The 26791-nt window shown below is 66.1% G+C and carries 29 protein-coding genes; 9 read left to right on the plus strand and 20 right to left on the minus strand.

Annotation, left to right across the window (positions count from 1 at the left end):
* Positions 1-7: 7 nt before the first annotated feature.
* Positions 8-1000 carry an adenosine kinase gene (locus tag LLW23_RS04260; protein WP_228947538.1) on the minus strand — a complete coding sequence of 331 codons (993 nt, stop codon included), beginning with the start codon at positions 998-1000 and terminating at the stop codon, positions 8-10.
* Positions 1001-1102: 102 nt separating this feature from the next.
* Here LLW23_RS04260 and LLW23_RS04265 point away from each other — a divergent pair, with 102 nt between their 5' ends.
* Together LLW23_RS04265 and LLW23_RS04270 are read left to right on the plus strand one after the other, a co-directional pair.
* On the plus strand, positions 1103-1777 hold the full coding sequence (locus LLW23_RS04265; RefSeq protein WP_228947539.1) for an EI24 domain-containing protein: 675 nt from the start codon (positions 1103-1105) through the stop codon (positions 1775-1777).
* On the plus strand, positions 1774-2136 hold the full coding sequence (locus LLW23_RS04270) for a hypothetical protein (RefSeq protein ID WP_228947540.1): 363 nt from the start codon (positions 1774-1776) through the stop codon (positions 2134-2136). Before LLW23_RS04265 ends, LLW23_RS04270 begins: the two co-directional genes overlap by 4 nt.
* Here LLW23_RS04270 and queG read toward each other — a convergent pair.
* The gene (queG, locus tag LLW23_RS04275; RefSeq protein WP_228947541.1) at positions 2111-3154 is read right to left on the minus strand and encodes a tRNA epoxyqueuosine(34) reductase QueG; all 1044 of its coding nucleotides are present in this window, start codon (positions 3152-3154) and stop codon (positions 2111-2113) included. The genes LLW23_RS04270 and queG overlap by 26 nt on opposite strands.
* 78 nt (positions 3155-3232) lie before the next feature.
* Here queG and LLW23_RS04280 point away from each other — a divergent pair, with 78 nt between their 5' ends.
* The 4 genes from LLW23_RS04280 (at position 3233) to LLW23_RS04295 (ending at position 7919) form a co-directional block, all read left to right on the plus strand.
* Positions 3233-4153: an ABC transporter ATP-binding protein gene (locus tag LLW23_RS04280; RefSeq protein ID WP_228947542.1), complete on the plus strand. Its 921-nt coding sequence runs from the start codon at positions 3233-3235 to the stop codon at positions 4151-4153.
* Positions 4150-5412 (plus strand): ABC transporter permease, encoded by a 1263-nt coding sequence (locus tag LLW23_RS04285; protein ID WP_228947543.1) that lies wholly within the window; start codon positions 4150-4152, stop codon positions 5410-5412. The genes LLW23_RS04280 and LLW23_RS04285 overlap by 4 nt, the downstream gene beginning before the upstream one ends.
* A 54-nt stretch (positions 5413-5466) precedes the next feature.
* Positions 5467-6714 carry a cytochrome P450 gene (locus LLW23_RS04290; RefSeq protein ID WP_228947544.1) on the plus strand — a complete coding sequence of 416 codons (1248 nt, stop codon included), beginning with the start codon at positions 5467-5469 and terminating at the stop codon, positions 6712-6714.
* Positions 6715-6782: 68 nt separating this feature from the next.
* A complete protein-coding gene (locus LLW23_RS04295) occupies positions 6783-7919 on the plus strand; it encodes a DUF3667 domain-containing protein (protein WP_228947545.1) in 1137 nt (378 codons plus the stop codon).
* 221 nt (positions 7920-8140) lie between these two features.
* Here LLW23_RS04295 and ftsH read toward each other — a convergent pair whose 3' ends face one another.
* The 13 genes from ftsH to LLW23_RS04360 all read right to left on the minus strand — a co-directional run bounded on the left by ftsH (position 8141) and on the right by LLW23_RS04360 (position 20275).
* Entirely contained in the window at positions 8141-10111 is a 1971-nt protein-coding gene (gene ftsH / locus LLW23_RS04300) for an ATP-dependent zinc metalloprotease FtsH (RefSeq protein WP_270049250.1), read from the minus strand.
* Between the two features lie 74 nt (positions 10112-10185).
* Positions 10186-11190: a tRNA lysidine(34) synthetase TilS gene (gene tilS / locus LLW23_RS04305; RefSeq protein ID WP_228947546.1), complete on the minus strand. Its 1005-nt coding sequence runs from the start codon at positions 11188-11190 to the stop codon at positions 10186-10188.
* Between the two features lie 30 nt (positions 11191-11220).
* The gene (locus LLW23_RS04310) at positions 11221-12153 is read right to left on the minus strand and encodes a tol-pal system YbgF family protein (protein WP_228947547.1); all 933 of its coding nucleotides are present in this window, start codon (positions 12151-12153) and stop codon (positions 11221-11223) included.
* Positions 12154-12215: 62 nt separating this feature from the next.
* Positions 12216-13115, minus strand: a complete 900-nt coding sequence (locus LLW23_RS04315) for a helix-turn-helix domain-containing protein (RefSeq protein WP_228947548.1) — start codon at positions 13113-13115, stop codon at positions 12216-12218.
* Positions 13116-13222: 107 nt separating this feature from the next.
* On the minus strand, positions 13223-15496 hold the full coding sequence (gene ptsP, locus LLW23_RS04320) for a phosphoenolpyruvate--protein phosphotransferase (RefSeq protein WP_228947549.1): 2274 nt from the start codon (positions 15494-15496) through the stop codon (positions 13223-13225).
* Between the two features lie 103 nt (positions 15497-15599).
* Positions 15600-15845 (minus strand): hypothetical protein, encoded by a 246-nt coding sequence (locus LLW23_RS04325; RefSeq protein ID WP_228947550.1) that lies wholly within the window; start codon positions 15843-15845, stop codon positions 15600-15602.
* 55 nt (positions 15846-15900) lie between these two features.
* Positions 15901-16926 carry a Holliday junction branch migration DNA helicase RuvB gene (ruvB, locus tag LLW23_RS04330; RefSeq protein ID WP_228947551.1) on the minus strand — a complete coding sequence of 342 codons (1026 nt, stop codon included), beginning with the start codon at positions 16924-16926 and terminating at the stop codon, positions 15901-15903.
* Complete coding sequence (locus LLW23_RS04335; protein WP_228947552.1) at positions 16923-17225, minus strand: type II toxin-antitoxin system RelE/ParE family toxin; 303 nt, start codon at positions 17223-17225, stop codon at positions 16923-16925. Before LLW23_RS04335 ends, ruvB begins: the two co-directional genes overlap by 4 nt.
* Positions 17218-17493, minus strand: coding sequence for a ribbon-helix-helix domain-containing protein (locus LLW23_RS04340; RefSeq protein ID WP_228947553.1), 276 nt, complete (start codon positions 17491-17493; stop codon positions 17218-17220). Before LLW23_RS04340 ends, LLW23_RS04335 begins: the two co-directional genes overlap by 8 nt.
* A gap of 6 nt (positions 17494-17499) precedes the next feature.
* Positions 17500-18243 carry a ParA family protein gene (locus LLW23_RS04345; protein ID WP_228947554.1) on the minus strand — a complete coding sequence of 248 codons (744 nt, stop codon included), beginning with the start codon at positions 18241-18243 and terminating at the stop codon, positions 17500-17502.
* Positions 18240-18836 carry a Holliday junction branch migration protein RuvA gene (gene ruvA / locus LLW23_RS04350; protein ID WP_228947555.1) on the minus strand — a complete coding sequence of 199 codons (597 nt, stop codon included), beginning with the start codon at positions 18834-18836 and terminating at the stop codon, positions 18240-18242. The genes LLW23_RS04345 and ruvA overlap by 4 nt, the downstream gene beginning before the upstream one ends.
* 72 nt (positions 18837-18908) lie before the next feature.
* Positions 18909-19415, minus strand: coding sequence for a crossover junction endodeoxyribonuclease RuvC (gene ruvC, locus LLW23_RS04355; RefSeq protein ID WP_228947556.1), 507 nt, complete (start codon positions 19413-19415; stop codon positions 18909-18911).
* 116 nt (positions 19416-19531) lie between these two features.
* The gene (locus LLW23_RS04360; RefSeq protein ID WP_228947557.1) at positions 19532-20275 is read right to left on the minus strand and encodes a YebC/PmpR family DNA-binding transcriptional regulator; all 744 of its coding nucleotides are present in this window, start codon (positions 20273-20275) and stop codon (positions 19532-19534) included.
* A gap of 77 nt (positions 20276-20352) precedes the next feature.
* Between LLW23_RS04360 and LLW23_RS04365 the strand changes: the two genes are divergently transcribed.
* A complete protein-coding gene (locus LLW23_RS04365) occupies positions 20353-21819 on the plus strand; it encodes an ATP-binding protein (protein WP_228947558.1) in 1467 nt (488 codons plus the stop codon).
* Between the two features lie 7 nt (positions 21820-21826).
* Entirely contained in the window at positions 21827-22471 is a 645-nt protein-coding gene (locus LLW23_RS04370) for a hypothetical protein (protein ID WP_228947559.1), read from the plus strand.
* An 18-nt stretch (positions 22472-22489) separates the two neighbouring features.
* Here the strand turns inward: LLW23_RS04370 and LLW23_RS04375 are convergent, their stop codons facing one another.
* The 3 genes from LLW23_RS04375 to LLW23_RS04385 form a co-directional block, all read right to left on the minus strand.
* Positions 22490-22756: a DUF2312 domain-containing protein gene (locus LLW23_RS04375; protein WP_408642015.1), complete on the minus strand. Its 267-nt coding sequence runs from the start codon at positions 22754-22756 to the stop codon at positions 22490-22492.
* A 136-nt stretch (positions 22757-22892) separates the two neighbouring features.
* The gene (locus LLW23_RS04380) at positions 22893-24212 is read right to left on the minus strand and encodes a metal-dependent hydrolase family protein (protein ID WP_228947560.1); all 1320 of its coding nucleotides are present in this window, start codon (positions 24210-24212) and stop codon (positions 22893-22895) included.
* A 75-nt stretch (positions 24213-24287) separates the two neighbouring features.
* Complete coding sequence (locus LLW23_RS04385; protein WP_228947561.1) at positions 24288-24581, minus strand: DUF1244 domain-containing protein; 294 nt, start codon at positions 24579-24581, stop codon at positions 24288-24290.
* A 73-nt stretch (positions 24582-24654) separates the two neighbouring features.
* On the opposite strand from LLW23_RS04385, the gene pyk reads away from it, so the two are divergent.
* Entirely contained in the window at positions 24655-26109 is a 1455-nt protein-coding gene (gene pyk / locus LLW23_RS04390; protein WP_228947562.1) for a pyruvate kinase, read from the plus strand.
* Here the strand turns inward: pyk and LLW23_RS04395 are convergent.
* Positions 26100-26492 (minus strand): type II toxin-antitoxin system VapC family toxin, encoded by a 393-nt coding sequence (locus LLW23_RS04395; protein WP_228947563.1) that lies wholly within the window; start codon positions 26490-26492, stop codon positions 26100-26102. The two genes, pyk and LLW23_RS04395, sit on opposite strands and share 10 nt — an antisense overlap.
* Positions 26489-26782, minus strand: coding sequence for a type II toxin-antitoxin system Phd/YefM family antitoxin (locus LLW23_RS04400; RefSeq protein ID WP_228947564.1), 294 nt, complete (start codon positions 26780-26782; stop codon positions 26489-26491). Before LLW23_RS04400 ends, LLW23_RS04395 begins: the two co-directional genes overlap by 4 nt.
* Between the last annotated feature and the right edge of the window lie 9 nt (positions 26783-26791).

Raw genomic sequence — 26791 nt, forward strand, 5'->3', positions numbered from 1 at the left:
GTCGGACTTAAACCTCCGCCGCAAGTGCCTTCAAATCCGCGATCGGCCGGGCGCCGAAATGGCTGATCACTTCAGCCGCGCACACCGCACCCAGCGTTAGCGAGCGCTCCAAATCCCAGCCCCGCGCCTGGCCGTGTAGGAAGCCCGCGGCGAACAGATCGCCCGCACCGGTCGTGTCCACCACCTTGTCGACGTGCGCGGCGGGCACGCGCACGCGCTGGTCGCCGGCGATCGCGCAGGCGCCCTCCTCGCTCAGCGTCACGACGATCAGCGGCACCTTGCCGACAACAGCCGCCACTGCCGCCTCGGTATCGGCCGTCTGCGTCAGCGACATGATCTCCGCCTCGTTGGCGAACAGCACATCGATCAGCCCGGCATCGATCAACTGGTGGAAGGCGTCGCGGTGCCGGTCGATCACGAACTCAGCGGAAAGCGTGAAGGCGACCTTGCGGCCAGCCGAACGCGCCACGTCGATCGCAGCTCGCATTGCCGCGCGCGGCTCCTCGGGATCCCACAAATAGCCCTCGAGCAAGAGATACTGCGCGTCGGCAATCAGCGCCCGATCAAGCGCCGCCGCCGGCAGATAGTGCGAGGCGCCGAGGAACGTGTTCATCGTGCGCTGCCCGTCGGGCGTCACGAAAATCAGGCAACGCCCGGTCGTCGGATTGCCAGCGCGCGCCTCGACATCGAAGCGGATGCCGGCGGCGCGAATGTCGTGCGCGAAGACGCCACCGAGCTGATCGTCCGCCACCTGGCCGATGAACGCGCATTTGCCCCCGAGCGCCGCCATGCCGGCGATTGTGTTCGCCGCGGATCCCCCCGAAACTTCCTGCCCCGGCCCCATCTTGGCATAGAGCGCATCGGCTTCCTCAGGCGAGAAGACGAGCGCCATCGCTCCCTTGGTCATGCCATTCTCCGCGACGAAGGCATCGGTGGCGGGCGAGAGGATGTCGACGATCGCATTGCCGATCGCGACGACATCATAGGTGGGCTGGGTCAAACGAGATGCTCCGATCCGCAGCCAGTCGGGCCGGGGTTAGCGCGCGCCGTACCCCCCCCACGACGCTTGCGCAATCACGCGCGCACGCGCATCTCGCGCGCCATGTTCGGTGCCCTCGACCTCAGCCTCGGCCAGCTCGGTGACCGGCCCGTGCTGGCGGTACTCGGCAAAAGCCTGGCGCTGACACTTGCGCTGTTCGCGGTACTTGGCGCCGGCGTGTGGTGGGGCACCGATGCGCTTCTCGCTGCCTGGGCCGGAAAATGGCACGGCGCGCTCACCTCTGCGGCAGCGGTGATCGTCACGCTGCTCGCGATGTGGCTGCTTTTCCGCGCTATCGCAATCGCCGTGGTCGGGCTTTTCGCGGACGCCATCGTCGCCGCAGTCGAAGCGCGGCATTACCCTGCGGCTCTGGCGAGCGCGCGCGAGGTGCCGTTTGCCCGATCGCTGCGCATGGGTCTCGCCTCCGCCGCGCGCTCGGTTGCGATCAACGTACTGCTGCTGCCGGCCTATATCGTGCTGCTGGCGACAGGGATCGGAACCGCCGCCTTGTTCCTCGCCGTCAACGTTTGGCTGCTCGGGCGCGACCTCGGCGACATGGTCGCGGCGCGACAAATGCCCGCTGAGGCGTTGCCCGCATGGCGCCGCGCGACCGGCGCGCGCCGCTTCCTGTTGGGCTTGGCCGTCACCGCGCTTTTCCTCGTGCCGTTCGCTAATATCCTTGCCCCCGTGCTCGGCGCGGCGATGGCCACGCATCTGTTCCACCGGAGCCGTCGATGAAGATCCTTGCCCCCGCCGTACTGCTCCTCGTGTCCGCGTGCGCGACCGTACCCAGCGGCACCGCCGAGCGCGGCGATCGCGTGCCGATCCCGTTCACCGGCGCCGGGCTAGAGCGCGTGATCGGCCAGGATGCCGCGGCGCTGACCCGGCTGTTCGGCACTCCCAACGCCGACGTCCGCGAAGGCACCGCCCGAAAGCTCCAGTTCCAGAGCCGCATCTGCGTGCTCGACACGTACCTTTATCTCAAGGGCTCGGCCGAACCGCGCGTTACCTATGTCGATGCCCGGCAGGCCGATGGCAGCGCGATCGATCGCGCCAGCTGCGTCGCGGCGCTCACCCGCCGCGAAGGCGGGAAATAGCCCAGCTCGCGGCTTCCGCAACGACCGGGTCGGGATCGTTCGCCAGCCGTTCGACCACCGGCAGCAACGCGACATCATCGCTGTTGCCGGCGGCGATCAGGCAATTGCGCACCATCCGGTCGCGCCCGATACGCTTGATCGGGGATCCGGCGAACACTTGCCGAAAGTCCGCATCGTCCAGCGCGAGTAGATCGGCGAGCCGCGGCGCGGCCAGCTCCGCGCGCGCGGCAAAAGCCTGGTTCGCCCGCGCGGTGGCGGCAAATTTGTTCCACGGGCATACCGCCAGGCAATCGTCGCAGCCATAAATGCGGTTGCCGATCGCGGCGCGGAATTCTTGCGGGATCGGCCCGGCATGTTCGATCGTCAGATACGAGATACAGCGCCGCGCATCGAGCCGGTACGGCGCCGGAAAGGCATCCGTCGGGCAAGCGCGCTGGCAGGCGTCGCACGATCCGCAGCTATCCCGCCCCGAGGCGTCAGGTATCAGATCGAGCGTGGTGTAAATCGCGCCAAGGAACAGCCAGCTGCCATCGATGCGACTGACGAGGTTGGTGTGCTTGCCCTGCCAGCCCAGCCCGGCCGCTTCGGCCAGCGGCTTTTCCATCACCGGCGCGGTATCGACGAACACTTTCAAGTCGCACGGCGCTTCGCTCACCAGCCAGCGGGCGAGCGCCTTCAGCGCCTTCTTCACCACGTCGTGATAATCGGCGCCTTGCGCATAGGTCGAAATGCGCCCGATCGCCCCCTCCCCTGCCAGCCGCAGTGGATCCTCGGCCGGGGCGTAACTCATGCCGAGCGAGATCACGCTACGCACCTCGGGCCATAGCGCAGCCGGTGCTTCGCGATGATGCGCGCGTGCCTCCATCCAGATCATGTCGCCGTGGCATCCTTCGGCAAGCCACTTGCGCAGCCGCTCGCCCGCGCGCGGTGCGGCATCGGCGCGCGCGACCCCGCATGCTGCGAAGCCGAGCGCCGTCGCTTGCGCCTTCAGCTTCGCTTCGAGGTTGTCTTGCGCCATCGCGGCCCGCTACCACGAGCGAGCGTGCGAAGGCACGTTCTGCGTTCTCCGTCCGGGCGAACCGATGCAACAAGGATAATGTCGCTGTCCGAACCCGCCATCACCGCCACCGGCCTGGTGAAGCGCTTCGGCGACCGGCGCGTCGTCGACGGCGTCGACCTCGTCGTGCCGAGAGGCTCCGTATATGGCGTGCTCGGTCCTAACGGCGCGGGCAAGACGACGACGCTGCGGATGCTGCTCGGCATCATCGAGCCCGACAGCGGCAGCCGCACGTTGTTCGGCGCGAGCCACCCGCGTGAGGCGAGCGATCGCGTCGGCTATCTTCCCGAAGAACGCGGGCTCTATCCGGCGATGAAGGCACGTGAGGCAATCGCCTTCATGGGCGCGCTCCGGGGCCTGCCGTGGCGCGAGGGCCGCGCGCGGGCGGGCGAGCTGCTCGAAGCTGCCGGCATCGGCCATGCGACGGACCAGAAGATCCGCAAGCTCTCCAAGGGTATGGCCCAGCTCGTGCAGCTGCTCGGCTCGGTCGTCCATCAGCCTGATCTGCTGGTGCTCGACGAGCCGTTCTCTGGCCTAGATCCGGTCAATCAGGAACGGCTCGAAGCGCTGATCCTCGCCGAGCGTGATCGCGGCGCAACGATCTTGTTCTCCACCCACGTCATGGCGCACGCGCAGCGGCTGTGTGACCGGCTGGCGATCATCGCAGGCGGCAAGCGCCGCTTCGAGGGTACGGTGGACGAAGCGCGTGGCACACTCCCGCAGCAGGTCCATTACGTGCCGCACTTCCCCGACGCGGATCTGCGCGCGCAGTTGCCTGCGGACGCGCAGTCCGAAGGCGACGGTTGGCGGTTCGAACTGCCGCGCGACGGGATCGAGGAATTGCTCAAGCGGCTGATCGACGCCGGATACGGCATTTCCGGCCTTTCGATCGAACGACCGGGGCTCCACGAGGCATTCGTGCGCATCGTCGGCCAGGCCTCAGCGGAGAAGGCCGCATGAGCGCCAAACCTAGCGGCAACATCCGCCGCCGCCTGCGCCAGACGATGACGATCGCGCGGCGCGATTTCATCGCGACCGTCTTCACCCCGATATTTCTTCTATTCCTCTTTGCGCCCGTCATCATGGTATCGTTCGGTGCCGTCGGCGGGCTGGGCGCGGCGAGCGTCACGGCCGGATCGGCCGAGAAGGAACGGCTGGTGGTCATCGCCGCCGCACGCGAAGCATCGGCGCTGGTCACTGCTGATAAGGCACTACGCGGGCTGTTCGGGGCAGAAGCCCGTCCTCCCGAGCTCGAAATTCGCGCCCCGGCCGGCAACGTCGCAGTGCAGGCGCGCGCCGCGCTCGATTCGCGCGAGGTCGATGTCGAGGCAGTGATGAGCGGGCCGCTTGAGGCGCCGCAGATCCTCTACGGCAAGAGCAGCCGCCCCGCGCGCTATCTCGCGACGCTTGCGGAACAGGCGCTGCGTATCGATCGCACCGGTCCGGCCCCGCTCAGTACCGCGACGCTCACCCGTACCACCCGCAGCGCGCCGTCGCTCGGCGGGCGCAACGCCTCGGCCTTTCTGGCGGTGTTCGGCATCTTCTTTCTCACGCTGTTCCTGTCCGGCCAGGTGGTCGGAACGATGGCGGAGGAGCGCAACAACAAGGTGATCGAGGTGCTCGCCGCGGCCGTTCCTTTGGAAAGCGTGTTCCTCGGCAAGTTGCTCGGCATGTTCGGCGTCGCCGTGCTCTTCGTCGCCTTTTGGGGCACCATCGCCAGCCAGATCGGCGCGCTGATTCCGGTAGGAACGAACCTGTCGGAGCTGACACCTGCGATTGGCTTCGGCCCCTTCGCGCTCCTATTCGCGGCATACTTCACCACCGCGTATCTGCTGCTCGGCTCGGTATTCCTCGGCGTCGGCGCGCAGGCTTCGACGATGCGCGAGATTCAGATGCTGTCGCTACCGATCACCATCCTGCAGGTCGGCATGTTCGCGCTCGCCTCCGGCGCCGCATCGAACCCTGACAGCTGGGTGGCGACCATCGCAGAGCTGTTCCCGCTCTCCTCGCCGTTCGCGATGGCGGGCCATGCGGCGAATTCGCCCGAGCTTTGGCCCCACATCGCGGCGCTCGCGTGGCAGCTGCTGTGGGTCGCGATCTTCATCATCGTGGGCGCGCGGCTGTTCCGTCGCGGCGTGCTCCAGTCCGACAGTCCGTCCAGCGCATGGAAGAGGCTGTTCAGCCGCACGCCGCGTCCAGTTGAACCCGCGACCTATTGACAAGATTGTCAGTTAGGTTTTCTCTCGCAACCGAAAAGAAACGGGAGAGAGAAAATGGCGACGCTTGCGAAGGACGCGTTTGAGGCCCCGACGGTCGATCCGCTCGACGTCAGCCGGTCGGAGCTTTATCTCAACGATACATGGCGTGAGCCCTTCATGCGGCTGCGGGCCGAAGCGCCGGTCCATTACGTGCGCGATTCGGAGTTTGGCCCCTATTGGTCGGTCTCCACGTACAAGCCGATCGTCGAAGTGGAATCGCTCCCCGATCTCTTTTCGTCCGAAGCCGGTGGGATCACGCTCGCCAATTTCGAGATGGGCGATCCCAATGCGGTGAAGATGCCGATGTTCATCGCGCGCGATCGTCCGGTTCACACAGCACAGCGCCGCACCGTCGCGCCAGCCTTCACCCCATCCGAGATGACGCGCCTGTCCGCCGAAATCCGACACCGCACCGCGGAAGTACTCGACACCCTGCCATGGGGCGAGGAATTCGACTGGGTCGATACCGTTTCGATCGAGCTGACCACCGGCATGCTTGCGATCCTGTTCGACTTCCCGTGGGAAGATCGCCGCAAGCTGACCTTCTGGTCGGACTGGGCCGGCGACATCGAGATCATCAAGAACGAAGAATTGCGCCAGCAGCGACTGGTCCATTTGTTCGAATGCGGCACCTACTTCCGTCGGCTTTGGAACGAGCGGCTCGACAAACCGCGGCAGCCTGATCTCATCAGCATGATGGTCCATTCGGATGCGATGCGCGAAATGGACGATCACGAATTCCTCGGAAACCTGATCCTGCTGATCGTCGGCGGCAACGATACGACGCGCAACACCATGTCGGGCCTCGCTTACGGCCTCGACAAATATGCCGACCAGCGGACCAAGTTAGAGGCCGATCCGTCCCTGATCCCCAACGCCGTCAGCGAGATCATCCGCTGGCAGACCCCGCTCGCCCACATGCGCCGGACCGCGACCGCCGACACCGAACTGATGGGTCAGCAGATCAAGGCCGGTGACAAGCTTGCGATGTGGTACATCTCGGGCAATCGCGACGAGAGCGTGTTTGGCGAGGACGCCGACAAGCTGATCGTCGACCGCCCCAATGCCCGCCGCCACCTCGCGTTTGGCCACGGTATCCACCGCTGCGTCGGCGCTCGGCTTGCCGAATTGCAGATCGGTATTCTGCTCGAGGAAATGGCCAAGCGGCGGATGCGCGTGAACGTCACCGGAGAGCCCGAGCGCGTCGCGGCATGTTTTGTCCATGGTTATCGCAAGTTGCCGGTACAGCTCTCCAAGTATTGAACCGCCTCATATAGACGGCGGCGGGCCTTGCTCGCCGCCGTTTTGCGTTGTCGCCGGAACGCGCTATCTTGCTGTCGATCAAGCGGGGGCTTGCGATGGCGGACGGGATCGAAGCGGGCGCGGATGTGGTGAGCGGCGGGCTGTTCGCCCGCGCGGTCGAGCGGCCAGCCGGTGAGGCGCACGCCCAGCATGATCACCCCAGCGCCTGCCTCAATTGCGGGACTGCGCTGATCGGATCGCATTGCCATGCCTGCGGCCAGGCGGGCCATGTCCATCGTACCGCAGGCGCCATCTTCCACGATATAGCGCATGGCGTGTTCCACTTCGAAGGCAAGGCGTGGCACACGCTGCCGATGCTGATCCGCCGCCCTGGCGAGTTGACGCGGCGTTACATCGATGGCGAGCGGGCGCGCTTCGTATCTCCGCTCGCCTTGTTCCTGTTCACGGTCTTCCTGATGTTTGCGATCGTCGCGAACTTGCCGGGCTGGGACATCGTCGGTGGCGATTTCCTCAAATCCGGGGTCAGCGGTGGGCTCACCGAAGCGCGCGCTAAGGTTACCGAGGAACGCAAGCGCGCCGAGACGCAAGTGACGGACCTTACGACGGACCTGCGCGAAGAGCGTGCGGAAGCCGAGCCCGATGCAGAGCGCATTGCTAGCCTCGAACGACGCCTCAAGGTCGCGACCGAGGCCCGACGCGATCTAGGCGAGGCGGAGAAGCGGTTGCCGATCACCGATGCGCTCGACAAGAGGGAGGGGCCCGCCACCACCGACGAGCAATGGCTTGAGGACAAAGTCCGGACCGCCCGGGAGAATCCCAAGCTCCTGTTCTACAAGATGAAGACGTCGGCGTACAAATACAGCTGGGCGCTCATCCCACTCTCGATCCCGTTCCTGTGGCTGCTGTTCCCGTTCAACCGCAAGTTCGGGCTCTACGACCATGCGGTCTTCACCACTTATTCGCTGACCTTCATGTCGCTGCTGACGATCGTCCTGGCGATCCTCAGCACGATCGGCGTTCCCAGCCCGGCGCTGTTTTTCGCTGGCACACTCTTGCCCCCGATCCACATCTACAAGCAGATGCGCGGCATCTACAGTCTAGGGCGGCCAAGCGCGCTGATCCGCACGATCCTGCTGACATGGTTGATCATCACAATGATCATCCCGGCGTTCGTGCTGCTGCTGCTTTACCTCGGCCTCGCCTAGAGCCGGGCGGTTCGCGACGCGAATGTTGAGGAAGTTGAGGCGCTGGTGCGTTTCGATTCAACATACGCGACCCTCCTATCATGGCGGTGAACCATGCCATGGGTCGGGCGCTGTAGGACAGGATCGGTGGTGAATGGCTTACACGTTACCGCCATCCCCGCGGAGGCGGGAATGGCGGCAAACGGCGTCACAATCGATGTAGGAGCCTAGCTTAGACCTGCTCAGGCGCCTGCTGGCGATGGCGTCCCAAACGGTCCCTGGGGACGGCGCGTCTTGGGGATCGACGTGCCTGCGGTGGGAAGTGACACGGTCTTCGGCCCCTGATCGATCCGACCGATGCCGTCACCGGCGATCAGCTTCTTGATCTCGTCGCCGCTCAGCGTCTCATACTCGAGCAGCGCTTCGGCGAGCAGGTGCAGCTGATCGGCGTGATCGGTCAGCAGCGTCCGGGCGCGGTTCAGGCCGCCTTCGACGATCGACTTGATCTCGTGATCGATCAGTTGCGCCGTCTCGTTCGACATGTGCGTCGGCTGCGACGAGGAATAGCCGAGGAAGCTTTCACCTTCGGGCTGCGCATAATCGACCGGGCCGACCTTGTCGGACATGCCCCACTTGGTGACCATGTCGCGCGCGAGGCCAGTGGCGTACTGAATGTCGCTGCTCGCGCCCGACGAGACCTTGTCGTAGCCGAAGATGACTTCCTCGGCGACACGGCCGCCCATTGCCACCGACAGGTTCGCGTACATCTTGTCACGATGGTAGCTGTAGCTGTCCCGCTCCGGCAGGCGCATCACCATGCCCAGCGCACGGCCGCGCGGGATGATCGTCGCCTTGTGGATCGGATCAGACGCCGGCTCGTGCAGCGCGACCACCGCGTGGCCGGCCTCGTGATAGGCAGTCATGCGCTTTTCTTCGTCGGTCATAACCATCGAGCGCCGCTCGGCACCCATCATGACCTTGTCCTTCGCCTCTTCGAACTCGGCCATCGCGACAAGCCGCTTGCCCTTGCGAGCGGCGGTCAGCGCCGCCTCGTTGACGAGGTTCGCAAGATCGGCGCCCGAGAAGCCCGGCGTGCCGCGCGCGATCGTTCGCGCATCGACATCCGGCGCCAGTGGCGTCTTCTTCATATGCACTTCGAGGATCTTCACGCGGCCCTCGATATCCGGGCGCGGCACGACGACCTGGCGATCGAAACGGCCCGGACGCAGCAACGCGGGATCGAGAACGTCCGGGCGGTTGGTCGCCGCGATGATGATGATGCCTTCATTGGCCTCGAAGCCGTCCATCTCGACCAGCAACTGGTTGAGCGTCTGTTCACGCTCGTCATTGCCATTGCCGAGGCCCGCACCACGATGGCGACCGACCGCGTCAATCTCGTCGATGAAGACGATGCAGGGCGCGCTCTTCTTAGCCTGCTCGAACATGTCGCGCACACGGCTCGCGCCGACGCCGACGAACATCTCGACGAAATCAGAGCCCGAAATGGTGAAGAACGGCACGCCCGCCTCCCCAGCAATCGCGCGGGCAAGCAGCGTCTTGCCGGTACCGGGCGAGCCGACCAGCAATGCACCCTTGGGGATCTTGCCACCGAGGCGCGCGAACTTAGACGGATCCTTCAGGAACTCGACGATTTCCTCAAGCTCCTCGCGCGCTTCGTCGATGCCTGCGACGTCCTGGAAAGTAACCTTGCCTTCCTTCTGCGTCAGCATCTTCGCGCGGCTCTTGCCGAAGCCCATCGCGCCGCCAGCGCCGCCGCCCTTCTGCATCTGGCGTACAACGAAGAACGCGATGCCGAGGAACAGCAGGAACGGAAGCGCCTGGACCAGCATATACTGCCAGACCGACGGGCCTTCCTCGCGCTTGCCCGAAATCTCGACGCCGGCCTTGCGCAGGCGATCGGTGAGCTGCGGATCGGTGACCGGATCGGTGCGGAACTTCTCGCCGCTCGACAGCGTGCCGCTGATCTGGTCGCGCGAGATCACGACGTCCTTGACGGTGCCCTCGTCAACCTTGTCGAGGAACGCGGAATACGCGATCGAATTGCCGCTCGCGGCGGTCGATCGGCCATCGAACATGGTGACGACGATCGCCAGCGACAGCAAAATACCCACCCAGATGAGCAGGCTTTTCATCCAGGGATTGGGGCCGCCGGCTCCGTTATCACCGCCGGACTGCTTGTCGTTGTCGTTCATGCGCTACCTCTCAACACCTGCAATGTAAGCTGCGCGAGGTTAATGGCAATGGAACGGTGCAGCGAATTCGCCGGTCAGTGTGATCGACGCGGCGGGGCTCTCCGGAACGTCCAACCATGGTCCTGCTGGACGATCATCACGCCGCCGATCGTACTCGTGCGGCACGCTGCCAGCGCGTCGAGAACCGCCTCGACATTCGACCCGTCGCCGAACGGCGGCAGCACGATTCCCAGCGTCCGACGCGTGTCTGCTATCGCCATGCGCACGAGGCGCCGCTGCAACTCACGCCAAAGATCGTGGAGCACGAACGGGCGATCGGGGCCGTGCCAGCGATCTTCCCACAAGGTCGCCACTTGGCCGCTCAGCACTTCCTCCGCCTCGCCGAGATATAGCGCCGAGGCGGCGAGCGCGACCGGGTCGAGCGCGGGGGTAGCGGCGAGCATCGCGCGGATGCGCGTGCGATCGTGGCGCGTATCCTCGTTCGACGGATCGTCGACGAACGGCAGCCCGCTGGCCGACACGATCGCGCGCAGATCGCCGCGACGCCAGCCCAGCAATGGACGCAGCACCACGATCGCCCCCTCGTATCGCCAGGGACGGATCGCGGCGAGCCCGGCAATCCCCGATGCTCGGTTGAGCCGCATAAGCAACGTTTCGGCCTGATCGTCGGCGTGATGCGCCGTGAGCAAAGCGCTGGTGCCTTCCGACACCGCCCATGCGACCAGCCCGCCATAGCGCGAAACGCGTGCCCGCGCTTGAATGCTACTGCCCGTAATATCCTCCGCGGGGACGAGCGTTCGATGCGGTACGTCGATCGATGCGCATGCCGCGGCGACCATCTGTGCCTCGTCCGCCGAGCGATCGCGAAGCTGGTGATCGAACGTCGCCGCGATCACCCGGCCAGGGTAGGCCGCCGCGGCGAGCGCGAGCATCGCCATACTGTCCGGTCCGCCCGATACGGCAAGCGCTAGTCGAGTGTCTGGCGCGAGTTTGCCGCCGTCATAGGCACGATCGATCAGTCGCTCGACATCGCGCCGAAACCGCTCGACGTCGGCGGCGTCCGGCGCTGTGTCGGACACTTTATCTGCCGGAAGCCGAGGCCGGCGCCGTCACTTGCACTTGGCGGACGTGCGCGCACGACCGACATCGTCCTTCATGCCCTGCCCGATCTTGTCGCCATAGACGTCGATCAGCTCGCCATAGACCTTGCATGCGTCCGCCGGCTTGTTGAGCTTCAGCAATGCCTGGCCAAGATAATAAAGGCTCTCGGGCGCCCGCTCGCCATCGGGCATCTTCTTGTAATTGTCGTAGAAAGCGATCGACGCGAGGCTCGGCTTGCCATCGTCGAGATAGGTGCGGCCGAGCAGGTTCTGCGCATAGCTCGCGCGGCGCGAGCGCGGATAGGCGGCAGCCACCTTCTTCAGCTGCTCCGCCGCCGCGGCATAGCGCTTGGCCGCCCACAGCCGATAGCCGTAGATATATTCGTCCTCGTCGGGCTGCCCGGTTGAAGGCTTTTCGATTCCGCCGCCGGCCGGGCTCGCCGCAGGCGCGGTGTCGCCCAGTTGCGCCTCAAGGCTTCCCGACGGCCGCGTGACGGGCCGCGTCGTCGCCGGCACGCTCGAACGCGGCGGCGGCGGCACGACCGGACCGGCATCGTCGCCGCCGACGGGCGCGGCCGCGCCGCTGCCGATCCGTGCATCGGTCGATTTCTTGTACGCGTTGAACTGCTCTTCGAACTGGCGCAGGCGATATTGCGTTTGCTCGATCTGCCCGGTCATCGAGGCGATCTGCGCTTCAAGCGATGAAACTCGCTGAGTCAGATCGTCCACGGCGCTCGACGACGGCGCACCGATTTCCTGCCGCGGCGTTTCGGCCGGGCGTACCTGCGGCTCGAGATAAGCACCGGCGCCACCGGGGAACACCTTGCGCTGTACGGCACGCATCTCGCTTTCGAGCTTGCCGACACGGCCATCGAGCCCGGTTTGTGCGAATGCCGGCGTCGCCACGCCGGCCAACATGAAGGCGATCAGGAACCTACGCATCTACGACCCCCCGGCGCTACTAGCCAAAAGCTATAGCTAACTTTGCGTTGCTGTCGCCAGCCTTAAGGGCGAGCCGCATCGCGACGGTCGGCGGATGCGTCCGCGCCAGGCGCACCGGCGAACGCGGGCGGCACCGCAGTGTCTGTCCGCTGCGTGGCGGCAACCGGCGCGGCGGCGGGCGTGGGCTGACCGTTGACCTTCGCGGCGAGTGCCGCCGCGCCGACCGGCACGTCCTTGATCGCCCGTTCCCCAGTGCCAAGCGGCGGGAGCATCGATCCGTTCAGCGTCACCTGCAATTTGTCCGGCCGGCCGACGTTGATCATCGGGTTATTCGCGCCCGGCGGCACGTCGAACCGCTCGCCCGGCTTCATCGTGCCGAGATACAGCGTCTCGTTCGCAGCGTCATACACCCGGGCCCACACCTCGTCGGTTGCGGTCAGCGTAACCTGGCCGGTCGCCGACAGCGCCGGTGCGGCTGACGGCTGGGCGGCGGGGACAGCCACTGCGACCGATGGCGTCACGTCCGGCGCGCTACCCTCACTGCGGATCAATCCGGTCGCAAACCACAGGATCGCCAGTACGACGATCGCAAGCCCAAGCCCGGCCGCCGCGATCACCAGCCCGCGGCTGGGCACGCGCGTCGGATCGGCGATCTCGTACGGCTGATATTGCGGCTTTTCGCGCGGCGTCTTCAACGCCTCGACCCGCGCATCGCGAGCCATCACCACTTCGTCTTCGCCAACCGCACGCGCATAGGCCCGCACGAATCCGACCGCATAGGTCGGGGATGGCAACAGGCTGTAATTGGAGCCTTCGATCGCTTCCAGGTGGCGCAGTGGCACGCGGGTGCGCGCGCCGATCTCCGCAAGCGTCATGCCCTGCCGCTCACGTGCCGCACGCAGCCTGTCGCCAACGGGTTGTGGAAAGAGCGTCGCGTTGTCGCCGCGCTCGGCCTCAGTCATTCGGATCTCCGCGTCGGGCGGACCAAACCCTGTCCGCCCTTGCGCTTGCACGTCTCACAGACAGGGCAATTGGTGTCAATCGAACGACCGTGCTTTTGGTCGGCTGCTCAGCCCAGTTCGACGCCCTGCGCCTGCGCCCACGCCAGCAACGCGCCGCGCATGTCGCGCGGCGGCGCGGCGAGCAGATCGGTCATCACCTGCGTCACCGCGCCGCGATCGAGCGAACGGATCATCGCCTTGATCGGGCCGACTGCGGCGGGCGTGATAGACAGCCGGTCAATGCCGATCCCTATCAGCGCGAGCGCTTCGAGCGGCCGCCCGCCCATCTCACCGCACACCGCCAGCGGCACGCCCGCGGCGCGGCACGGCTCCACCACGCGGCGCAGGAACCGCAGGATTGAGGCGGACAGCCAATCGTAGCGTTCCGCCAGCTTCGGATTGGCGCGATCGGCGGCGAAGAGAAACTGCGTCAGATCATTGGTGCCGATCGAGACAAAATCGACCTGTGGCAGCAGCAGATCTAGCTGGAACGCGAGGCTCGGCACCTCGAGCATCGCGCCATAGCGGATTTCACTGGGCAAGCGGCGATTGCGCGAGGCGATCCAATCACGTTGCTGCTCGAACAAGGCGCGCGCCTCGTCGAACTCCCACGCCTCGCTGACCATCGGGAACATGACGTTGAGCGAGCGCCCCGCCGCCGCATCGAGCAGCGCACGCGCCTGCGCCTTCATCAGCCCGTCGCGCTCGAGCGACAGCCGCAGCGCGCGCCAGCCCATCGCTGGATTTTCCTCGCCCGCCGGATCCTGCACCAAATACGGCAGGGCTTTGTCGCCGCCGATATCGACCGTGCGGAAGATCACCGGGCGATCACCGGCGACCTCGAGCACTTCGCGATACAGCCGCTGCTGGCGCTCGCGCTGCGGCAAAGTCGCCGAGACGAGGAACTGGAACTCGGTACGGAACAGCCCGATTCCGTCCGCGCCGGTCACGTCGAGCGCGCCGACATCGTCGCGCAGGCCGGCATTGACCATCACGGTCACGCGGTGCCCGTCCTTGGTGATCGGCTTGACGTCGCGCAGCGCGGCATAGGCGGCCTTGCGCTTCTGCCGCAGCACCAGCTGCGCGTCGAACGCCTCCTCCATCGCAGTGGACGGGCGCACCAGCAACGATCCCTCCGCCCCGTCGAGCAGCAGCAGATCGCCCTCGTTGATCACGCGGCGTACATCGCGAACGCGGCCGAGCACCGGCACGCCCATCGCCCGCGCGACGATCGTGACGTGCGCGGTTAGCGAGCCTTCCTCGAGCACCACGCCCTTCAGCCGCCGGCGATCATATTCCAGCAGCTCGGCCGGGCCCAGGTTACGCGCGATCAGGATCGCGTCCTGCCGCAGCCCCAGCTGCGCCGCGGTGCCCATCTGCCCCGATACGATGCGCAGCAGCCGGTTCGACAGATCCTCCAGATCATGCATCCGTTCGGCCAGCAACGGATCGTCGATCTGCCGCATCCGCTGGCGCGTGCGCTGCTGCACGCGCTCGATCGCCGCCTCGGCGGTCAACCCGCTATCGATCGCCTCGTTGATGCGCCGCGCCCAACCTTCGTCGTAAGCGAACATCTTGTAGGTCTCGAGCACTTCCTCATGCTCGCCGCCGGTGCCGAACTCGGCCTCGCGGGTCATCTTCTCGATCTGCTCGCGCATCTTGTCGAACGCGGCGTAGACGCGGTGGCGTTCGGCCTCGGTGTCTTCTGCGACGGTATGTTCGATATGGATGCGCGGCTGGTGAAAGACGGCGCAGCCAGCCCCCATTCCGTCGACGAGCTTCTGGCCCATCAGCCGCACGGTTGCGGTCGATTGCTGCGGCCGGTCACTCGGCCCGCCCTGGTCGATCAGCCCGGCATTGGCGATCAACTCGCTCAGCACCATCGCGACGGTCTGCAGCGCCTCGATTTCGATATCGGCGTAGCGGCGCGGATCGGCATGCTGCACCGCCAGCACGCCAACCGACCGCTCGCGCCGGATGATCGGCACGCCGGCGAAACTGTGGAAGCGATCCTCGCCGGTCTCGGGCTTGTAGGCGAAATCGGGATGGCTCGCCGCCTCGTCGAGGTTGAGGATCTCGCCGCTGTCCGCAATCATGCCGACCAGCCCTTCGCGCATCGCCAATTTGGTGACGTGCACCGCAGCAGGATCGAGGCCGCGTGTCGCGAACAGTTCGAGTACGCCGTCGCGCAGCAGATAGATCGAGCACACCTCGCTATCCAGCGCCTCGCCGATGATCTCGACGACCTGGTTGAGCTTGGCCTGTGCATTCGATCGCGCAGCCATCACGTCATGCAGGTTGACGAGGATCTCGCGAGCAGAGGCGGCGGCGGAAAGCGTCATGCCTGCTGGCTAGCAGGCGGGGGCTTTGGGTGCCACGCAACATTTTCTGCGCGGCGGTCGCTGCTTGGAGCGCCCCCTCCCGCAAGCGGGAGGGGAACTGCGCTCAGCGCTTCTTCTTCGCCTTTGGCTTCGCCGGCGCCTCACGCGGAAAGAGCACCGCCGTCACCCCGATTACGATCGCGCCGACCCCGGCCGCCGCGCCGAGCATCCGGCCCAGCGACCAGCCCCGCTTCGCCGGCGCCACCGCCCAGCCATCGGCATCGTTCATCGCGGACGAAGGCGGATGCGGTGGTTCCTGGATCGGGAAGGGAGAAGTGTTCGCCGGCGGCACCGGTGGGGTATGCGTCATCACGATCCTCTTGCTTGGTTAATGGCACAACGCCGCCAATCCGCTTGCGGCTCCGTCACTGATCGAACAACCCGTCCTGGCTGCCGGCGGGCGGGTTGAGACCGAGGTGCTTCCAGCCACCGGCGTTGAGCATCCGCCCTCGCGCGGTTCGAGCGACCAGTCCGAGCTGGATCAGATACGGCTCGATCACTTCCTCGATCGTGTCGCGCGGCTCGGACAGCCCGGCAGCGAGCGTCTCCACGCCCACCGGCCCGCCACGATAAATATCAGCGATCATCGTGAGATAGCGCCGGTCCATCGCATCGAGCCCGAGGTTGTCGACCTCCAGCCGGTTGAGCGCATTGTCGGCGGCCGTCGCATCCACCTTGATCGTCCCAGCGACATTGGCGAAATCGCGCACCCGGCGCAGCAGCCGCCCGGCGATGCGGGGTGTGCCACGCGCACGCCGCGCGATCTCGGTCGCCCCATCTGCCGACACGTCGAGATCGAGCAGCCCCGCCGCGCGGGTCACGACCCGGGTCAGTTCCTCGACGGTATAGAATTGCAACCGAATCGGAATGCCGAACCGGTCGCGCAGCGGCGTCGTCAGCAAGCCCTGCCGCGTCGTCGCACCGACCAGCGTGAAGCGCGGCAAATCAATCCGCACGCTGCGCGCCGACGGCCCTTCGCCGATCATCAGATCGAGCGCACGATCCTCCATCGCCGGGTAGAGGACTTCCTCGACCGCCGGCTGCAGCCGATGGATCTCGTCGATGAACAGCACGTCGCCATCCTCGAGATTGGTCAGCAGCGCCGCAAGATCGCCCGACTTGGCGATCACCGGGCCGGACGTTGCGCGGAACCCCACACCCATCTCGCGCGCGACGATCTGCGCCAGCGTCGTCTTGCCCAGCCCGGGCGGGCCGAAGAACAGCACGTGATCGAGCGCATCCCCGCGTTGCCGTGCCGCCTCGATGAAGACACGCAAATTCTCGCGCGCCGCCGCCTGGCCGACGAACTCATCGAGACGCTTCGGGCGCAGCGCGGCATCGGCGTCTTCGGCCTTGCGTGCAGGGGTGATGAGGCGATCGGTGTCGGTCACTGGATCGACCGTGCCACGGTCGGCCCATCCTGCGCCGAATGAACGATGCGCAGGATCAGCACTTCATCTCCGTCGGTTCGATATACCACCCGATGCGGCCGATGTGAGAAGGTACGAACGTCAGGCCCCAATTCCGGTCGAAGCTGACCGATCATCGGCTGATCACGAAGCAAACCAAAGATCCTGTCGAAGCCGCCAAGGTGGCGTAACGAGGCATCCGGGCCGAACCTCGCCTCTCCTTCCAGCCGTATGTCATCAAGATCTGCCGATGCGAGATTGCTGATCCGCAGCCTAGCCACGTCCGACGCGCGCCATCACCTCGCGCAGCACTTCTTCGGGTTCGCGTTCATCGATCCCTGACGCGAGCCCATCCTCGATCATCGATCGAAGCATAGCCACGTCGTCCGAAGCATGAGCCCGATCGCGCCGCACCAGATCGCGCAGATAGTCAGCCGCATCAGTATATTTGCCTTCGGCAAGACGGGCATCGATCCAGCTCTGCAGCGCCGGTGGCATCGAGACGGTGAGACTGTTCATGTGTTCGACATAGCCCTTCCGCGCACGCACCGCCACCTACGCCTTCAACCCCGCGAGCGCGCTTTCCACCCGCCGCCACAGCGCCGCCACCGCTTCCACCCCGGTCGAACCGCGCGGTGCAAAGCTGCCGAGCGGGGCGCGGCGCTCGGTCATCGCCTCGAACGCGCTCGCCATCGGGATGATCGGCCAGTCGGGATGCTGCTCCAGCGCCTCGCGGTGGAGCGCACGGCGGCGATCGACCATCGAAAAGACCGGGGCCAGCGTCACCTTCGGCCCTTTCTTGCGCTGGATATGCGCCGTGATCGTATCGAGCGCGCGACGCGACAGCGCGGAGGGGATTACCGGCACGACGACGAGGTCCGCCGCGCGCATGATCTGGTCCGACGTGTCGGTCAGCCCCGGCGGGCAATCGATGACGATCCGGTCGTAATCGCCGGTAAGATCCTCGACGAGCCGCGCGAGGCGGTTCTTCTTGTCGAGCGCGTGGAACGCCACGTCGAGTTCGCGTAGCGACGCGTCGGCCGGCAGCAGATCGAGCCGCTCGACCGCGGTGGGACGGACCAACTGCCGCGGGTCGACCTCGCGCCGGATCGCGGCGCTTGCCTCACGGCCGATGGGTTCGTGACCGAGAATCCAGGTCGATGCAGCCTGGCCATCGAGATCCCACAGCAACGTGCGCCGCGACGACAAGGTGGCCGCAGCCCAGGCAAGATTGACCGCGAGCGTCGTCTTCCCGACCCCGCCCTTGAGGCTGTACACCGCGATCGTCCGCGCGCTCATTTCGCCGCCTTGCGCAATGCCAGCCGCACGAGCGCATCGAGCGTCGCGCTCGGCCCCAGATCGTCCTCCGCCGCCGCCACCGCCGACGAGGCCTCCGCCGGGCGGAAACCAAGGTTGAGCAGCGCCGAGACCGCATCCGCCGCCGCGCCGACGGGCATCGCCTGTGCGACCGCGCCCGGCCCCAACACGATCCCGCCGGCCTTGTCCTTCAGCTCGCGCACGATCCGCTCGGCAAGCTTCGGCCCGACGCCGTTCGCGCGCGCCACCATCGCCTTGTCCTGTGCCGCGACCGCGCGGTTGAGCTCTGCCGGGTCGAGCGCCGACAGGATCGCCAGCGCCACCCGGGCGCCGACCCCTTGGACCCCGGTGAGCAGCCGGAACCAGTCGCGCTCGGCGGCTCCGGAAAAGCCGACCAGCCGTTGGAAATCCTCGCCGACGAGCATCTCGGTATGCACCAGCACCGCCTCGCCGACCGGGCCGAGCGCGGCGAGCGTGCGCGACGATGCGCCGACGAAATAGCCGATGCCGCCCACCTCGATCACGGCATGATCCGCGCCGGTGCTGGCGAGGATGCCCTTGAGATATGCGATCACCGGTTATTGTCCGTCATGCTGGGGAGACACCTAGCGGGTCGCCGCCCGCTGGCCAACCGCCCGTAATCCACGTCAGGCTCCGGCCTGCACCCGCCGCATCATCCCCACCGCGCTTGCGACATGATGCGCGTGGCAGATCGCCACCGCGAGCGCGTCCGCCGCGTCCGGCCCCGCCACCTTTGCGCCGGGCAACAGCACGCCGATCATCGCCTGGATCTGGCGCTTCTCCGCCCCGCCGGTGCCGACCACCGCCTTCTTCACCGTCGAGGGATGATATTCGCCGATGTTGAGCCCCGCCCCTGCCGCGGCGAGCAGCACGACGCCGCGCGCTTGCCCAAGCTTCAGCGTCGATTGCGCATTGGTGTTGCCGAGCACCTCCTCGACCGCCGCATGGTCGGGCCGTTCGGTCCGGATCACGTCGAGGAGCGCGGCATAGAGGTTCGCGAGCCGCCGCGGCAGCGCTGCGGTCGTATCGGTGCGGATCTGCCCGTTGGCGACATGCCGCAGCCGGTTGCCCTCCGCCGCGATGACGCCCCAGCCGGTGGTGCCGAGACCAGGGTCTAGGCCGAGGATGATCAAATCTCCCCTCCAGTTTGCGGGAGGAGTTTGGGGAGGGGCTGTCGAACTAGATCGAAACGGAACATTTGGGGGACATGCCCTCCCCCAGCCCCTCCCGCAAGCGGGAGGGGAGTGGACTAGCCCAGTTTCTCCATCACTTCATCGGAGACCTCGTAATTGCCCCACACCTGCTGGACGTCGTCGTCGTCGTCCAGCGCGTCGATCAGCTTGAACAGCGTGGTCGCATCGCCTTCGTCCACCGCCACCATCGTCTGCGGGCGCCACGCGAGCTTCGCGCTCTCGGCCTCGCCGAGTACCGGCTCGAGCGCCTTGGCCACTTCGTGCAAATCGCCCTGCGCCGTCCAGATCTCGTGGCCGTCTTCGCTCGACGTGACGTCCTCCGCGCCCGCCTCGAGCGCCGCCTCGAACACCTTCTCGGCATCGCCAACGCTGGCAGGATAGGCGATCTGCCCGAGCCGATCGAAGGCGTGGCTCACCGATCCCGATGCGCCCAAGTTTCCGCCGTTCTTGCTGACCGCGGTGCGCACGTTGGTGGCGGTACGGTTGCGGTTGTCGGTCAGCGCCTCGATGATCAGGCTCACGCCGCCGGGGCCGAAGCCCTCGTAGCGGATTTCCTCGTAATTCTCGACGTCGCTGCGGCTCGCCTTGTCGATCGCGCGCTGGATATTGTCCTTGGGCACCGACTGCGCCTTGGCGGCGTTCACCGCGGCGCGCAGCCGCGGGTTCATGTCCGGATCGGGAAGCCCCATCTTCGCCGCGACGGTAATTTCGCGGCTCAGCTTCGAGAACATGCCCGAACGCTTCTTATCCTGCGCACCCTTGCGGTGCATGATGTTCTTGAATTTGGAATGACCTGCCATGCCGTGCGCCATAAGCTGGCGCGGGGCGCTTCATCAAGTCTTGCGCCGACTCATGCGCTTGCGCCATCTGCGCGGCTATGACGATTGCCGTGGACATGGGCGCCGACACCTCGGGCGCGCCGGTCCTGATCGACCTTGAGGAATTGCTGGCTACCCGATTGCTCGTGCAGGGCAATTCGGGCTCGGGAAAGTCGCACCTGCTGCGCCGGCTGCTGGAACGCTCGGCGGGCCAGGTGCAGCAGGTGGTGATCGATCCGGAGGGCGATTTCGTCACGCTCGGGCCGACCTACGGCCATGTCGTGATCGAGGCGGCGGACTATGCCGAGCGCGAGATCGCGCGAATCGCCGGACGGCTGCGCGAGCATCGCGCGTCGGTGGTGCTCAGTCTCGAGGGGCTCGAGGCGGAGGGCCAGATGCGCTGCGCCGCGACGTTTCTTTCGGCGCTGTTCGATGCCCCGCGCGAGCATTGGTACCCCGCGCTCGTGGTGGTCGACGAGGCGCAATTGTTCGCCCCCACGACGGGGGGCGAAGTGGCCGAGGAGGTACGCCGCGCCTCGCTGTCGGCGATGACCAACCTGATGTGCCGCGGGCGCAAGCGCGGCCTTGCCGGGGTGATCGCGACGCAGCGGCTCGCGAAGCTCGCCAAGAATGTCGCGGCGGAAGCGTCGAACTTCCTGATGGGGCGCACCTTCCTCGACATCGACATGGCGCGCGCCGCCGATCTGCTGGGGATGGAGCGGCGCCAGGCCGAAGCAATCCGCGATCTGCCGCGCGGCACCTTCCTCGCGCTCGGCCCGGCGGTGTGCCGCCGGCCGATGACGGTGAAGATCGGCGCGGTCGAGACGAGCGCGCGCAGCGGCAGCCCCAAACTGACGCCGCTGCCCTCCGCCACATCGCCGGCCGACCTGCAGGACCTGATCTTCGCCGCGCCCGAACCGGAAGCCGCGCCGCAGCTGCCGATGGCCTTCGACGCGCGTCCGCGCCGCGTCCCGGCGGACGAACTGATCGCCGACATGGCGCGCCCGGCACCGGTAAAGCCATCGTCGGAGCCCGAGCGCACATCCGAGGAAGTCGCCGCCGTCGTCGCCGAGGTGCTGCGTGCGATCGTCGACGATGCCGAGTCGAATGGCCGCCCAGCCTCGGTGCTGTTCCAGGATTTCCAAGTGCGCTGCCGCATGGCCGATCTGTCGCGCTCGGGCATCGATCTCGGCGAATTTTCGCGGCGGCTGTCGTGCGCACGCGCCGGGATTTTCGACATCGACGATCCAGACTGGGCCGAGGCGATCGCGCTTGCCGGGCCGCTGCCCGACGACATGGTCGGGCCGTTCCTGCTCGTCGCCAAGGCAGCGCGTGAAGGTGCCCCCTGCCCCACCGACGCAGCGCTGGCGGCGACGTACGGCACGTCGTCGCTCGGGCGCGTGCGGCGGCTGATGGGCTATATCGAAAGCCGCGACCTGATCGTCACGCGGACGGAGTTGTCGGGGAAGCGCTCGATCACCATCGCACGGCTGGGATGGACGACGGCGGCGGCGGAGGCGGCGTGACACCTCTATGACGACGACAGGCACTGATCCTAACAAGCCGTTTCTACGCACACTTGTAGAAGATGTGATCGTTGCGTTTGACGGCCTAAGCGAAACAGACACTCAAGCAGCGCGACGAAACGTTATTCGAACGTCATTTGCCGCGATTGAGGGTCTGGTCTGGCAAACACGCGAGCAGGTCCGTTCGATCTCCCTTGAAATGGGTTACCTTACTCCGCTTGCTGACATGGCCTTGCGAGAGCAAAACTATACAGTCTCGGAGCAAGGTGAAGTCATAGAGCAGGTACGATACGTTACCATAACGGCAAGTATTCGTCTCACAATCAAACAGGTTCAGGTCATAGCCCCGCAACTAATGGTAGATTTCAGCGGTACAGATTGGGAGGACCTGCGCAATGCGCTTCGGGCGCGGCACCGGATAACTCATCCTAAGTCGGTCGCCGACCTTCTCGTCAGTGAAGCAGATATCGCCCTAATGCGCGGGTCGTTCATGTGGTTGTTTGGAGTTTTAACTGATGCGCTTGCAGTTTCGATCGCGGCGCTGGCGAGCCATGTCACGGACGTGCGGGAGATCGTCGATCGCTTGAATGCCGGCGACCCAGTTGCCCTCCGAGTTTATCGGCATGCGCTTGAAAACCTGCGCGACGAATAATCGCGCAGGTGTCGTCTTTCACACCATTCCGAGTGCTTCGAGATAGGTCGTCAGGATCATTTCCTCCTCCTGATACTCCTCGCGCTTCTTCTTCCGGATCGACATGACCTTCTTCATCGTCTTCGGATCATAGCCACGGCTTTTCGCCTCGCCGAACACGTCCTTGATGTCGTCTGCGATTCCCTTCTTCTCTTCCTCGAGCCGCTCGGCGCGCTCGATCAGCAGGCGGAGTTCGTCTGCCGCCACATGGCCGCCGCCCATGCCTTCACCGCGTTCTTCAGCCATCGTCATACCCCTGTGATCATGAAGCGCCGCCCGTCCCGCGTCGCCGATGCGCGCGGGTGATGCGGTTAACCGTTTCGGTTGCGGCGGCGGCCTTATGGAAAGCCGCCGTCGCGATCAAACGCTATTCGCCCGATCGTTATTCGCCCAGCCGCTTCGCCACCGCACCGCGATGCATCACGAAGCGCACCCGCTCGAGCTCGCGCACGTCGCCCAACGGTGACGCGTCGACTGCGATGATGTCGGCGGTCTTGCCCGGCTCGATGCTGCCGATCGTATTGCCCTGCCCCAGCACCTCGGCGGCGGTCAGCGTCGCGCTGCGGATCGCCTCGGTCGGGCTCATGCCCACCTTGTCAACGAGCAAGGCGAACTCGGTGCCGTTCTCGCCATGCTTCGAGACGCCGCTGTCGGTGCCAAAGGCGAACTTCACGCCGGCCTTGTACGCGCGGCGGTGGCTTTCCTGCATCGCCGCCGCGGCAGCCTCCGCCTTGGGGATCACCGCCGGCGGGAGTGCGCCGGCGCGCGCCTGCGCCAGCGCGGCGACGGGCGCGATCTCGGTCGGCACCAGATAGGCGCCGGTCTTCTTGAACAAGGCGATCGTTTCGTCGTCGATAAAGCTGCCGTGCTCGATCGTATCGACTCCAGCGTTCAGCGCCGCCTTGGTCCCTTCCGCCGCGTGGCTGTGCGCCGCGACCTTGCGGCCGAGCCCGTGCGCCGTCTCGACGATCGCGCGCATTTCTTCGGGCGTAAAGGCGCGGCCGAGCCCGCCGGACACGTTGGAGAGCACGCCGCCGGTCGCGGTGATCTTCACCACCTGCGCGCCAAGCCCGATCTGCCGCCGCGTCGCGCGGACGCAATCGGACGGGCCGTCGCAGGTGTTCTCGACGGTTGCGGCGACGGCATGAGCGTAAGGCTCGGCAAGGCCATTGAGCGGATCGCCGTGGCCGCCCGTCACCGAGATCGCGGTGCCCGCATTGACGATCGTCGGCCCCTCGATATCACCGCGCTCCACTGCGTCGCGCAGCGCGCGGATGCTGCGCGGCTCACCACCGAGATCGCGCACGGTGGTGAACCCTGCCCGCAAAGTCGCGCGCGCATTGCCGGCGCCGTACATCACGTCGTCGGCCTGTTCGGTGTTGAGCGCGGTCAGCCGCGCACGCATCGGATCGCCGCCGATCCCCAGCAAATGGACGTGGAGGTCGATGAGCCCCGGCAGGACGAACTTGTCCTTGAGCTCGATCAGCTCGGCGCCAGCCTCTGGCGCGACGAAGCCATCGCGCACCTCAGCGACCTTGCCGTCGCGCACGATGATCGTGCTGTTGGCACGCGGCGGCTGGCCGGCGCGAGCAAGCAGCGCGCCGGCGTGGATGTACGTGGTCTTGACGGCCGGGGCGGCCGTCTGCGCCAAGGCGGGCGTGCCCGCCGTCATCATCAAAGCGATTGCGATCGTTCTTGTCATTGCTGCCCCGTTTCGTTCTTCGCGACGGGCGTAGGAGAAAACAGCGGCTTTCGACAAGCGTGATGCGCGCCAGACTTACGCCGCGTTCTTCGCGACGCTTTCCTCCATTCGCCGCAGCTGTTCTGGCGTCGCTTCCGCCTGATGCTCCGCCTTCCACTGCGCATAGGGCATGCCGTAGATCGCCTCGCGCGCGGCGTCCTTCGACAATCCGCCGGCCTCGCCGATCCAGTCCGACAGGCAATTGCGGCAGAACCCGCTCAACCCCATCAGATCGACGTTCTGCGCATCGCTGCGATGGCGCAGATGCCGCACCAGCCGGCGGAACGCCGCCGCGGCCGCCGTGTCGTCGATCGCATCCAGGGGGTCCATGATCATGCTCCAAGGTTGATCGCCACGAGATAGGCGTTAGGGGCAGCCGCGGCAAAGCCGAGGAACGATTTCGATGACCAGAGCGATCAGCCCCCGCAGCCGGAAGGTTCGCGTGCTCGCGACGCTAGGCCCGGCGAGCAATACTGCCGAGATGATTGCGACGCTGTACGAGGCCGGCGCGGATGCGTTTCGCGTCAACATGAGCCACGGCGATCAGGCGTCCAAGGTGGCGGTGATCCAGGCGATCCGCAGCCTTGAGAAGAAGTTCGGCCGCCCCAGCACAATCCTCGCCGATCTGCAGGGCCCCAAGTTGCGCGTCGGCCAGTTCGCCGAGGGCCGGGTCATGCTGGAACTTGGCGCGACCTTCGTGCTCGATCGCGATCCGACGCCGGGCGATGCCACGCGCGTCGAACTGCCGCACCGCGAGATCTTCGAAGCGATAGAGCCCGGTGCGCGACTGCTGCTCGACGACGGCAAGCTGGTGCTGCGCGTGACGAGCCACGCCGCTGATCGGATCGTGACGCGCGTCGAGGTCGGCGGGGCGCTCAGCAACAACAAGGGCCTCAACGTCCCCGACGTCGTCGTGCCGATGGCGGCGCTGACCGAAAAGGACCGCTCGGATCTTGCGTTCGCGATCGACCAGGGCGTCGATTGGATCGCGCTGTCATTCGTCCAGCGCCCCGAGGATCTGGCCGAGGCGCGCAAGCTGATCGGTGGCAAGGCAGCGCTGCTCGCCAAGATCGAGAAGCCCGCCGCAATTGAGAGGCTGGAAGAGATCGTCGAGGCGTGCGACGGCGTGATGGTCGCGCGTGGCGACCTCGGCGTCGAATTGCCGCCCGAATCCGTGCCGCCGCTGCAGAAGCGAATTGTCGAAACCTCGCGCCGGCTCGGCCGCCCGGTGATCGTGGCGACGCAGATGCTTGAGTCGATGATCACGTCGCCCTCGCCGACGCGCGCCGAGGTTTCAGACGTCGCGACCGCGATCTACGACGGGGCGGATGCGATCATGCTCTCGGCAGAAAGCGCGGCGGGCGCCTGGCCGGTCGAGTCGGTGACGATGATGAACGCCATCGGCGAAGCGGTCGAGCGCGATCCGATGCATGGCGATCGCATCCGCTTCACCGTAACGCGGCCCGATCCCACCACCGCCGACGCGCTGGCCGAAGCGGCGAAGAACATCGCTGCCACGGTATCGGCCAAGGCGATCATTTGCTTCACCACGTCCGGCTCGACTGCCCGGCGCATCGCGCGCGAGCGCCCGTCGGTGCCGCTGCTCGTCCTGACGCCGCGGCATGAAACCGCGCGCCGGCTCGGGCTCCTGTGGGGCACGCACGCGGTGCACACGCGCGACGTCGATTCCTTCGAGGACATGGTTGCCAAGGCCAAACGCATGGCGCTGCGCCACAAGATCGCCGGGGCTGGCGACAGCGTCGTCATCATGGCCGGCGTCCCGTTCCGCACGCCCGGCTCGACCAACGTGATCCACGTCGTGCGGATCGTCGGGGACGAGCTTAAGGGTTACGGGTGATAGGCGAGCGGGTGCGCTGCAAGCTTGCCATCCCGAGTTAGCAAACGCGCACCGACATTGCCGGCATGCACAAGCAGCATCTCATCGAACGGATCGCCATGCGCCAGGTCCGATAACGGCTCGGCGGCACAAGCTTCCGGCGGCAGCGAAACCAGCGCGACGCCGTTTGCTAAAGCGAAGTCGATCACAGATCGCGGCGACACGTGCCAAACCCGATTCGAGCGTCGCGCGGCCAACCACTTCGCGCGTACTTCCCACACCGACACTGCCGACACGATCAACTCGCTGTCGGCCGCTCCGATGGCCGCCCGTTCGGTGGCATTCAGGCGGGCGGGCTCCGAAATCAACCAGACGACAACATGCGTGTCGAGCAACAGCTTCATTGATCTTCGGGATCGATGATCGGATCCATCATGCCGTCGGTGGCACCCAGCGCATCGAAGTCGCTTAGCCACTGCGCGTCACTCGCTGGATCGATCGGAAGCTTGTCGAGTCCATTGGTGCGCCGCCAGCTTTCGAGGCGATCCCAGGAGAATGCGTTTACCGCTGCGGCAGGCGGGCCGATTTCAGCAACCGGCTTGCCGTTCTTGGTGATCGTCACCCGTTCGCCGCGCTCGGCCGCCGCCAAAGCGTGAGCGAATTGCGCGCGGGCTTCACGTACGGACATTTCCATGACGACGCT

The sequence above is a fragment of the Sphingomonas radiodurans genome (assembly GCF_020866845.1).
Taxonomy (GTDB): Bacteria; Pseudomonadota; Alphaproteobacteria; order Sphingomonadales; family Sphingomonadaceae; genus Sphingomonas; species Sphingomonas radiodurans.

Bases quoted from the DNA above. Each gene is read 5' to 3' on its own strand.
- LLW23_RS04265 (WP_228947539.1), top strand. From the start codon at position 1,103: ATGTTCGGTGCCCTCGACCTCAGCCTCGGCCAGCTCGGTGACCGGCCC.
- LLW23_RS04270 (WP_228947540.1), top strand. From the start codon at position 1,774: ATGAAGATCCTTGCCCCCGCCGTACTGCTCCTCGTGTCCGCGTGCGCG.
- queG (WP_228947541.1), bottom strand. From the start codon at position 3,154: ATGGCGCAAGACAACCTCGAAGCGAAGCTGAAGGCGCAAGCGACGGCG.
- LLW23_RS04280 (WP_228947542.1), top strand. From the start codon at position 3,233: ATGTCGCTGTCCGAACCCGCCATCACCGCCACCGGCCTGGTGAAGCGC.
- LLW23_RS04285 (WP_228947543.1), top strand. From the start codon at position 4,150: ATGAGCGCCAAACCTAGCGGCAACATCCGCCGCCGCCTGCGCCAGACG.
- LLW23_RS04290 (WP_228947544.1), top strand. From the start codon at position 5,467: ATGGCGACGCTTGCGAAGGACGCGTTTGAGGCCCCGACGGTCGATCCG.
- ftsH (WP_270049250.1), bottom strand. From the start codon at position 10,111: ATGAACGACAACGACAAGCAGTCCGGCGGTGATAACGGAGCCGGCGGC.
- LLW23_RS04310 (WP_228947547.1), bottom strand. From the start codon at position 12,153: ATGCGTAGGTTCCTGATCGCCTTCATGTTGGCCGGCGTGGCGACGCCG.
- LLW23_RS04315 (WP_228947548.1), bottom strand. From the start codon at position 13,115: ATGACTGAGGCCGAGCGCGGCGACAACGCGACGCTCTTTCCACAACCC.
- ptsP (WP_228947549.1), bottom strand. From the start codon at position 15,496: ATGACGCTTTCCGCCGCCGCCTCTGCTCGCGAGATCCTCGTCAACCTG.
- LLW23_RS04325 (WP_228947550.1), bottom strand. From the start codon at position 15,845: ATGACGCATACCCCACCGGTGCCGCCGGCGAACACTTCTCCCTTCCCG.
- LLW23_RS04345 (WP_228947554.1), bottom strand. From the start codon at position 18,243: ATGAGCGCGCGGACGATCGCGGTGTACAGCCTCAAGGGCGGGGTCGGG.
- LLW23_RS04360 (WP_228947557.1), bottom strand. From the start codon at position 20,275: ATGGCAGGTCATTCCAAATTCAAGAACATCATGCACCGCAAGGGTGCG.
- LLW23_RS04365 (WP_228947558.1), top strand. From the start codon at position 20,353: ATGACGATTGCCGTGGACATGGGCGCCGACACCTCGGGCGCGCCGGTC.
- LLW23_RS04370 (WP_228947559.1), top strand. From the start codon at position 21,827: ATGACGACGACAGGCACTGATCCTAACAAGCCGTTTCTACGCACACTT.
- LLW23_RS04375 (WP_408642015.1), bottom strand. From the start codon at position 22,756: ATGGCTGAAGAACGCGGTGAAGGCATGGGCGGCGGCCATGTGGCGGCA.
- LLW23_RS04380 (WP_228947560.1), bottom strand. From the start codon at position 24,212: ATGACAAGAACGATCGCAATCGCTTTGATGATGACGGCGGGCACGCCC.
- LLW23_RS04385 (WP_228947561.1), bottom strand. From the start codon at position 24,581: ATGGACCCCCTGGATGCGATCGACGACACGGCGGCCGCGGCGGCGTTC.
- pyk (WP_228947562.1), top strand. From the start codon at position 24,655: ATGACCAGAGCGATCAGCCCCCGCAGCCGGAAGGTTCGCGTGCTCGCG.
- LLW23_RS04395 (WP_228947563.1), bottom strand. From the start codon at position 26,492: ATGAAGCTGTTGCTCGACACGCATGTTGTCGTCTGGTTGATTTCGGAG.
- LLW23_RS04400 (WP_228947564.1), bottom strand. From the start codon at position 26,782: ATGGAAATGTCCGTACGTGAAGCCCGCGCGCAATTCGCTCACGCTTTG.